We start from the raw sequence: 8343 nt of genomic DNA, 5'->3' as shown, positions 1-8343 counted from the left end.
CTCCGCGGCCATCAGGGAACGCCAGGAGAACGCCCAGCCCTGCTTCATGCCGGCCACGTAGCCGGGCAGCGCCGCCGGCAGGGTGACGTGCCAGGTGCCCTTCAGACCGGTCGCGCCGAGCGTGCGCCCCGCGCGCAGGAACAGCGGCGGCACCTGGTCCACGCCGGACACCAGGCCGTTGGCGATGGACGGCACGGCGCCGAGCAGGATCACCGCGTACATCATCGAGTTGTTCAGGCCCAGCCAGATCACGGCCGGCGGCACCCAGGCCACCGACGGCAGCGACTGCAGGCCGGACAGGATCGGGCCGATGGCCGCGCGCACGAACCTCACCCGCGCCACCAGCAGCCCCAGCGGGGTGCCGATCAGCAGCGCGAAGCAGAAGCCGAGCAGACCGCGCGAGACGCTGGTCCATATGTAGCCGAGCAGGTTGCCCTGCAGCCAGTCGTTGCGGAAGGCGTGCCAGACCGCGCCCGGGGTGGGCAGCTTGGTCGGGTCGTCGACGATCTTCAGGGTGATCAGGCCCTGCCAGACCACCACTACGACGACGATCGCGGTGATCGGCGGCACGATCTTGTCGACGAAGGTCCTGCGCCACGGCGTACGGCCCGACTGCGCGGTCTCCAGCGCGTCGAGGCCCGCCTCCACGCTCCCCGTCCCGGGGGCGGTGGTCGTCTCAGTGCTGGCCATGGCAGCGGATCTCCCCACGCAGTACTTCGGTGATCTCGAGGGACAGTTCCGCCACGGGCGCGTCCTCGATGCGGCGCGGCTGCGGAATGTCGACCTCCCACTCGCGGGCCACCCGGCCCGGACGGGAGGACAGCAGCACGACCCGCTGGGCGAGCCGCACCGCCTCGCGCACGTTGTGCGTCACGAACAGCACCGACAGGCCGGTCTCCGACCAGATGCGGGTCAGTTCGTCGTGCAGCACGTCCCGGGTGATGGCGTCCAGCGCCGCGAACGGCTCGTCCATCAGCAGCAGACTGCTCTCCTGCGCCAGCGCGCGGGCCAGCGCCACACGCTGCCGCATACCGCCCGACAGCTCGTGCACCCGCTTGCCGTACGCGCCCTTCAGCCGGACGAGTTCGAGCAGCTCCTCGGCCCGGTCGCGCCGCTCGGGCTTGGGAACACCCCTGAGCTTGAGAGCGAGTTCGATGTTCTTGCCCGCCGTCAGCCACGGGAACAGGGCGTGTTCCTGGAACATCAGGGCGGGGCGGCCGTCCGTGGCGATGGACCCGGCGGTGGGCCGGTCCAGGCCCGCCACCAGGTTCAGCAGCGTGGACTTGCCGCAGCCCGAGGCCCCCAGGAGGGTGACGAACTCGCCGGGCGCGACATCGAGGCTGATGTCGTCCAGGACGAGCTGCTGCCCGCCCGGTGTCGCGAAGGACTTCGAGACGTGCTCGAGCCGTGCCGCGTACTCGACCGACTCGGCGGCCTTGGCGAAGGTCGTGGCCATGGTCGTCACCTCCTGGGTAGTCATCGGGACGGGCGTCAGCTGGTGCCGAGACCGGCGGCGTCGACCGGGCTCTCGCCCGATGCCTTGAGGACCCGGTTCAGGATCGTCAGGTCGTAGATCCCCTTCAGGTCCGGCTTGTCCAGCAGACCGGCCTTGACCGCGTGCGTCGCCTCGGCGTCGAGCGTGGAGGCCAGCGGGTCGTCGGTGAACCGGATCGACTTCCACGCCGGGTCGAGGACGTCGGCCGGCAGCGCCTTGCCGGAGTCGGCCGCCAGCTGCTTGTTGGCCGCGGCCTTTGCCCGGTCGGGGTCGGCGTTGATCCACTTGTTGGCCTCGACGGAGCCCTTCAGCACCGCCTCGACCGCCTTCGGGTGCTCCTTGAGGAAGGCCTGGCGCACGATGATGTTCGTGATCACGAACTTCTTGCCGGGCCACAGCGCCGACTCGTCCAGCAGCACCTTGCCGCCCTCGGCGACCAGCTTCGACGCGGTCGGCTCCGGCACCCAGGCGCCGTCGACGGACCCGGACTTGAACGCGTCCGGAGTTACCTTGTTGTCGCTGCGGACGACCGTGACGTCACCCTTGCCGCTCTGTGCGTCGACCTTCCAGCCCTGCTCCGACGCCCAGTTGAGGAACGCCACGTCCTGCGTGTTGCCCAGCTGAGGGGTGGCGATCCGCTTGCCCCTGACGTCCTTCAGGGACATGATCCTCTTCGGGTTCACGACCAGCTTCACCCCGCCGGACGCCGAACCACCGATGATCTTCAGGCTCTTGCCGTCGGACTTGGTGTAGCCGTTGATCGCGGGGGAGGGGCCGATCCAGCCGATGTCGATGGAGCCGGAGTTGAGGGCCTCGATCTCGGACGGGCCGGCGCTGAAGGTGGCGTAGTCCGCCTTGGTGGCGCCCAGTTCCTTCTGGAAGATGCCCTGTTCGCGGCCGACCAGCGCGGTCGCGTGGGTCAGGTTGCCGAAGTAGCCGATCTTGACGGAGTCCAGTCCGTCGATCTTCTTCGCCCCTGCGGCGACCTTGGCGGTGTCGTCGTTCTTGGCCTCGGAGCCGTAGCCGCAGGCGGCGAGCGCGAGGAGGGGGAGAGCTGCGAGCGCGGCCATGCCGCGACGGACGAGTTTGGAGCGGGAGGCAGGCACGGGAGGGGTTCCTCTCGTTGGCCCGGCGGTCACGGTCTCTCAGGTCGTGGCCGGGAGTTCGGCAAAGGGTCTTCGTCGCTTCCGGGACGTCGGGTGGGGGATGAGGGCGCGCATGCGGTGCGCGTACGTCAGCGCGCACATCGCGCCACCCCGCCCTGCCCGCTGCCGAGGGCGCCGCTGCCGACGCGGCCGCCCTCCTTCGCGAACGTCGAGAAGAAATCCCTGGTGTTCATGCTCAGAAGTCCCAGCCGTCCTCGTCGGCCCGGTCCTTGACAGGCTCCGGGGACGCGAAGGACTCGCCGACCATGCCCGCGGTGAGCGTGGTGCCGTCGCTCGGGTCGATCAGGATGAAGGAGCCGGTGCGGCGGGAGTCGGCGTAGGAGTCGACCGGCAGGGGTTCGGCGGTACGGATCTTCACCCGGCCGATGTCGTTGGCGACGAGGTGTCCGGGGTGCGGGTGCAGGGACAGGTCGTCCAGCGTGAGCCGGGACGGTATGTCCTTCACGATCGCCTTCACCGTGCGGGTGCCGTGCTTGAGCAGCACCCGGTGGCCGACGGCCAGCGGCTGGTCGGCCACATGGCAGACGGTCGCCTCCACGTCCTGGGTGGTGGCCGGAGCGTCCTTCGTCGGCACGATCAGGTCACCGCGCGAGACGTCGATGTCGTCCCGCAGCAGGACCGTCACCGACTGCGTGGTCCAGGCTACGTCCACCGGCTCGCCCAGCAGGTCGATGCCGGCGATCTTCGTGGTCCGCCCGGACGGCAGCACCGTGACCTCCTCGCCGACCCGGAAGGTGCCGGCCGCGATCTGGCCCGCGTAACCCCGGTAGTCGGGGTGTTCGGCGGTCTGCGGCCGGATCACGTACTGCACGGGCAGCCGCGCGTGGCAGTGCGCGAGGTCGTGGCTGACCGGCACGGTCTCCAGGTGCTCCAGCACTGTCGGGCCGCCGTACCAGTCCATGTTCGCGGACGGCTCCACCACGTTGTCGCCGGCCAGCGCCGAGATCGGGATCGCGGTGACCTCCGGGACGCCCAGCTCGGTCGCGTAGGCCGTGAACTCCTCGGCGATCGTGGCGAAGACCGCCTCCTCGTAGTCGACGAGGTCCATCTTGTTGACCGCGAGGACGACGTGCGGGACTCGCAGCAGGGCCGCGATCGCCGCGTGCCGGCGGGTCTGCTCGACCACGCCGTTGCGGGCGTCGACCAGGATCACCGTCAGCTCGGCCGTGGAGGCGCCGGTGACCATGTTCCGCGTGTACTGAACGTGCCCGGGCGTGTCGGCCAGGATGAACCGGCGCCGCGGGGTCGCGAAGTAGCGGTAGGCGACGTCGATGGTGATGCCCTGCTCGCGCTCGGCCCGCAGGCCGTCGGTGAGGAGGGCGAGGTCCGGGGCGTCCTGGCCGCGGCTCGCCGAGGCGCGCTCCACGGCCTCCAGCTGGTCGGTGAGGACCGACTTGGAGTCGTGCAGCAGCCGCCCGACGAGCGTGGACTTGCCGTCGTCGACGGAGCCGGCGGTGGCGAACCGCAGCAGCGTGGTGGCCGAGAGCACCTCGGTCGTGGTCGTGCTCATGCTTAGAAGTACCCCTCGCGCTTGCGGTCTTCCATCGCGGCCTCGGACATCTTGTCGTCGGCGCGGGTCGCGCCCCGCTCGGTGAGCCGGGAGGCGGCGATCTCGGTGATCACGGCGTCCAGCGTGGTCGCGTCGGAGTCGACGGCGCCGGTGCAGGACATGTCACCGACGGTCCGGTAGCGGACCTGGCGCTTCTCGACGCTCTCGCCGTCCTTCGGGCCGCCCCACTCGCCGGCCGTCAGCCACATGCCGCCCCGCCGGAACACCTCGCGCTCGTGCGCGAAGTAGATCTCGGGCAGCTCGATGCCCTCGCGGGCGATGTACTGCCACACGTCCAGTTCGGTCCAGTTGGACAGCGGGAAGACCCGGACGTGCTCACCGGGGGCGTGCCGGCCGTTGTACAGGTTCCACAGCTCGGGCCGCTGCCGGCGCGGGTCCCACTGCGAGAACTCGTCCCGCAGCGAGAACACGCGCTCCTTGGCGCGGGCCTTCTCCTCGTCCCGGCGGCCGCCGCCGAACACGGCGTCGAACCTCTCGCTCTGGATCCTCTCGGTCAGCGGAAGCGTCTGGAGCGGGTTGCGGGTGCCGTCGGCACGCTCCTTCAGCGCGCCACGGTCGATGTAGTCCTGCACGGAGGCCACATGCAGCCGCAGCCCGTGCCGGGCGACCGCGCGGTCCCGGTACTCCAGCACCTCGGGGAAGTTGTGCCCGGTGTCCACGTGCAGCAGCGAGAAGGGCACCGACGCCGGGGCGAACGCCTTCAGCGCCAGGTGCAGCATGACGATGGAGTCCTTGCCGCCGGAGAACAGGATCACCGGCTTCTCGAACTCGCCCGCCACCTCGCGGAAGATGTGCACCGCCTCGGACTCCAGCGCGTCCAGGTGCGTGAGCGCGTACGGGCTGTCCGTGCCCTCCTCGACCTTCGCCACGGTCGTCATGCCAGTCCCCTCTCGCTCAGCAGGGCGTACACGGAAGCCGCGGACTCCTGCACGGTCTGGTCCTGCGACTCGATCCGCAGGTCGGGCGTCTCCGGTTCCTCGTACGGGTCGTCGACCCCGGTGAGCCCGGTCAGCTCGCCCGCGGCCTGCTTGGCGTACAGCCCCTTCACGTCGCGCACGCTGCACACCTCGACCGGGGTCGCCACATGGATCTCCAGGTACGGGGTGCCGTTCTCCTCGTGCCGCTTGCGCACCGCGTCGCGGCTGTCCGCGTACGGCGCGATCACCGGGACCAGCGCCTTGACGCCGTTGCGGGCCAGCAGTTCGGCGACGAAGCCGATGCGCTGCACGTTGGTGTGCCGGTCCTCGCGGGAGAAGCCGAGGCCCGCCGAGATGAACTCGCGGATCTCGTCGCCGTCGAGCACCTCGACGCGGTGGCCCTCCGCGCGCAGCCGGCCGGCCAGCTCGTACGCGATGGTGGTCTTGCCGGCGCTCGGCAGACCCGTGAGCCAGACGGTGGCTCCGGTGGTCACGTGGTTCTCCTGGGTCGCAGTGATCTCGTCCGGTACAGCGGTGACGACGGCGGCCGTGGACGGCGTGTGCGCCGCTGTGCGCGCGGTCATCCGTGCAGCCCGCACTCGGTCTTGGCGCGGCCCGCCCAGCGGCCGGCGCGCGCGTCCTCGCCCTCCAGGACCCGGCGGGTGCACGGGGCGCAGCCGACGGAGGCGTAGCCGTCCATCAGCAACGGGTTGGTGAGCACGCCGTGTTCGGCGACGTACGCGTCCACGTCGTCCTGGGTCCAGCGGGCGATCGGGGAGACCTTGACCTTCTGCCGCTTCTCGTCCCAGCCGACCACGGGGGTGTTCGCCCGGGTCGGGGACTCGTCGCGGCGCAGACCGGTCGCCCACGCCTGGTAGCCCTTCAGGCCCTCCTCCAGGGGCTGCACCTTGCGCAGCTTGCAGCACAGGTCCGGGTCGCGGTCGTGCAGCCGGGGGCCGTACTCCGCGTCCTGCTCGGCGACCGTCTGACGCGGCGTCAGGGTGATGACGTTGACGTCCATCACGGCCTCGACGGCGTCCCGGGTGCCGATGGTCTCCGGGAAGTGGTAGCCGGTGTCGAGGAAGACGACGTCGACGCCCTTGAGCACGCGGGAGGCGAGATGGGCGACCACGGCGTCCTCCATGGAGGAGGTGACGCAGAACTGCTTTCCGAAGGTGTCCACCGCCCACTGGAGGATCTCCAGGGCGGAGGCGTCCTCCAGATCGCGGCCCGCCTGCTCGGCGAGCGCCTTCAACTCCTCGGTGGTGCGCTCTTTCTGAGTCGCCGTCATGTCTGGTCGTCCCCTCCGTCGTCGGCTCGCTGAAGGCCCCGGGCGAGCAGCCCGAGGAACTTCAGCTGGAATGCGCGGTTGCACGCGCCGCATTCCCAGGCGCCGTGTCCCTGCTCGCTCGGACGCAGGTCCTCGTCGCCGCAGTAGGGGCAGTAGAAGGGTGCGGCCCGCTCGCTCACGACAGGTCCTCCTCGGAGGCCCGGGCGGCCCAGGCGGCGAACCGCTCGCCGTCCTCGCGTTCGGCCTGGAAGCGCTTCAGCACCCGCTCGATGTAGTCGGGCAGTTCCTGCGCGGTGACCTTCAGGCCGCGGACCTTGCGGCCGAAGCCGGGCTCCAGGCCGAGCGCGCCGCCGAGGTGCACCTGGTAGCCCTCGACCTGCTCGCCCCGGTCGTCGACGACCAGCTGTCCCTTGAGACCGATGTCCGCGACCTGGATACGGGCGCAGGCGTTGGGGCAGCCGTTGAGGTTGATGGTGATCGGCTCCTCGAAGTCCGGGAGCCGGCGCTCGAGTTCGTCGATCAGCTGCGAGCCGCGCTGCTTGGTCTCGACGATGGCGAGCTTGCAGAACTCGATGCCGGTGCAGGCCATGGTGCCGCGCCGGAAGGTGGACGGCCGGGCGGTGAGGTCCAGCGCCTCCAGGCCGTCGACCAGCGAGTCGACCTTGTCCTCCTCGACGTCGAGCACGATCATCTTCTGCTCGACGGTGGTGCGGACCCGGCCCGAGCCGTGCGCCTCCGCGAGATCGGCGACCTTCGTCAGGGTGGCGCCGTCGACGCGGCCGACGCGCGGGGCGAAGCCGACGTAGAACCGGCCGTCCTGCTGCCGGTGCACACCGATGTGGTCGCGCCACTGCTGGACGGGCTGCTCGGGAGCGGGTCCGTCGATCAGCTTGCGCCCGCCGAGGTACTCGTCCTCCAGCACCTGGCGGAACTTCTCCGGACCCCAGTCGGCGACGAGGAACTTCAGCCGGGCGCGGTTGCGCAGCCGGCGGTAGCCGTAGTCACGGAAGATCGAGACCACGCCCTCGTAGACGTCCGGGACCTCGTCGATCGGCACCCAGGCGCCCAGCCGCACGCCCAGCTTGGGGTTGGTGGACAGACCGCCGCCGACCCACAGGTCGAAGCCGGGGCCGTGCTCGGGGTGCCGGACGCCGACGAAGGCGACGTCGTTGATCTCGTGGACCACGTCCAGCAGCGGCGAACCCGAGATGGCCGTCTTGAACTTGCGCGGCAGGTTGGAGTACGCCTTGTTGTTCAGGACGCGGCGCTTCATCTCCTCCAGCGCCGGGGTGGCGTCGATGATCTCGTCCTCGGCGATGCCCGCCACCGGGGAGGCGATCATCACGCGCGGGGTGTCGCCGCAGGCGGTGACCGTGGACAGGCCCACGCCCTCGAGGCGTTCCCAGATCTCGGGCACGTCCTCGATCCGGATCCAGTGGTACTGGACGTTCTGACGGTCTGTGATGTCCGCGGTGCCGCGCGCGAACTCCTGCGAGATCTCACCGATGACCCGCAACTGCTGTGTGGTGAGCGCGCCGCCGTCGATGCGCACCCGCAGCATGAAGTAGCGGTCGTCCAGTTCCTCCGGCTCCAGGATCGCGGTCTTGCCGCCGTCGATCCCGGGTTTGCGCTGGGTGTAGAGCCCCCACCAGCGCATCCGGCCGCGCAGGTCGCTCGGGTCGATCGAGTCGAAGCCGCGCTTGGAGTAGATCGTCTCAATGCGTGTCCGCACATTGAGACCGTCGTCGTCCTTCTTGACCTGCTCGTTGCCGTTCAGCGGGGTGAAGTGGCCTGCGGCCCACTGACCCTCACCGCGGTGACGGCTCACCTTGCGGCGGGGCGCGGAGGCGGCAGGGTCCTGCGGGGTGGCGGCCATGGTTGTACGTCCTTCGGAAAGGCGGGAA

General features: G+C 70.2%; 9 protein-coding genes. All 9 read right to left on the bottom strand.

The genetic code is table 11. The features are described from left to right. Positions 1-690 (bottom strand): ABC transporter permease (locus tag ACWEN3_RS11480; protein WP_452968682.1); only part of this gene is annotated, 690 nt, incomplete at its 3' end. Further along, positions 677-1456 carry an ABC transporter ATP-binding protein gene (locus ACWEN3_RS11475; protein ID WP_452968679.1) on the bottom strand — a complete coding sequence of 260 codons (780 nt, stop codon included), beginning with the start codon at positions 1454-1456 and terminating at the stop codon, positions 677-679. The genes ACWEN3_RS11475 and ACWEN3_RS11480, both read right to left, overlap by 14 nt. A gap of 35 nt (positions 1457-1491) precedes the next feature. Next, positions 1492-2601 (bottom strand): aliphatic sulfonate ABC transporter substrate-binding protein, encoded by a 1110-nt coding sequence (locus tag ACWEN3_RS11470; RefSeq protein WP_452968676.1) that lies wholly within the window; start codon positions 2599-2601, stop codon positions 1492-1494. A gap of 235 nt (positions 2602-2836) precedes the next feature. Continuing rightward, positions 2837-4171, bottom strand: a complete 1335-nt coding sequence (locus ACWEN3_RS11465; RefSeq protein WP_452968673.1) for a sulfate adenylyltransferase subunit 1 — start codon at positions 4169-4171, stop codon at positions 2837-2839. 2 nt (positions 4172-4173) lie between these two features. Beyond that, positions 4174-5109: a sulfate adenylyltransferase subunit CysD gene (gene cysD, locus ACWEN3_RS11460; RefSeq protein WP_452968670.1), complete on the bottom strand. Its 936-nt coding sequence runs from the start codon at positions 5107-5109 to the stop codon at positions 4174-4176. Next, positions 5106-5642, bottom strand: a complete 537-nt coding sequence (gene cysC, locus ACWEN3_RS11455; RefSeq protein WP_452968692.1) for an adenylyl-sulfate kinase — start codon at positions 5640-5642, stop codon at positions 5106-5108. The genes cysD and cysC overlap by 4 nt, the downstream gene beginning before the upstream one ends. Positions 5643-5728: 86 nt before the next feature. Next, the gene (locus tag ACWEN3_RS11450; RefSeq protein WP_452968668.1) at positions 5729-6439 is read right to left on the bottom strand and encodes a phosphoadenylyl-sulfate reductase; all 711 of its coding nucleotides are present in this window, start codon (positions 6437-6439) and stop codon (positions 5729-5731) included. Next, positions 6436-6618: a hypothetical protein gene (locus ACWEN3_RS11445; protein WP_452968665.1), complete on the bottom strand. Its 183-nt coding sequence runs from the start codon at positions 6616-6618 to the stop codon at positions 6436-6438. The genes ACWEN3_RS11450 and ACWEN3_RS11445 overlap by 4 nt, the downstream gene beginning before the upstream one ends. Next, positions 6615-8315 (bottom strand): nitrite/sulfite reductase, encoded by a 1701-nt coding sequence (locus tag ACWEN3_RS11440; protein WP_452968663.1) that lies wholly within the window; start codon positions 8313-8315, stop codon positions 6615-6617. Before ACWEN3_RS11440 ends, ACWEN3_RS11445 begins: the two co-directional genes overlap by 4 nt. Positions 8316-8343 lie beyond the last annotated feature (28 nt).

Source organism: Streptomyces sp. NPDC004561, assembly GCF_053602155.1.
The sequence above is the reverse complement of the archived record's forward strand: the minus strand, read 5'-3'. Positions and strand labels throughout refer to the sequence as shown.

Coding starts and splice junctions, on each gene's coding strand:
- ACWEN3_RS11475 (WP_452968679.1), bottom strand. CDS start 1,456: ATGGCCACGACCTTCGCCAAGGCCGCCGAGTCGGTCGAGTACGCGGCA.
- ACWEN3_RS11465 (WP_452968673.1), bottom strand. CDS start 4,171: ATGAGCACGACCACGACCGAGGTGCTCTCGGCCACCACGCTGCTGCGG.
- cysD (WP_452968670.1), bottom strand. CDS start 5,109: ATGACGACCGTGGCGAAGGTCGAGGAGGGCACGGACAGCCCGTACGCG.
- ACWEN3_RS11450 (WP_452968668.1), bottom strand. CDS start 6,439: ATGACGGCGACTCAGAAAGAGCGCACCACCGAGGAGTTGAAGGCGCTC.
- ACWEN3_RS11440 (WP_452968663.1), bottom strand. CDS start 8,315: ATGGCCGCCACCCCGCAGGACCCTGCCGCCTCCGCGCCCCGCCGCAAG.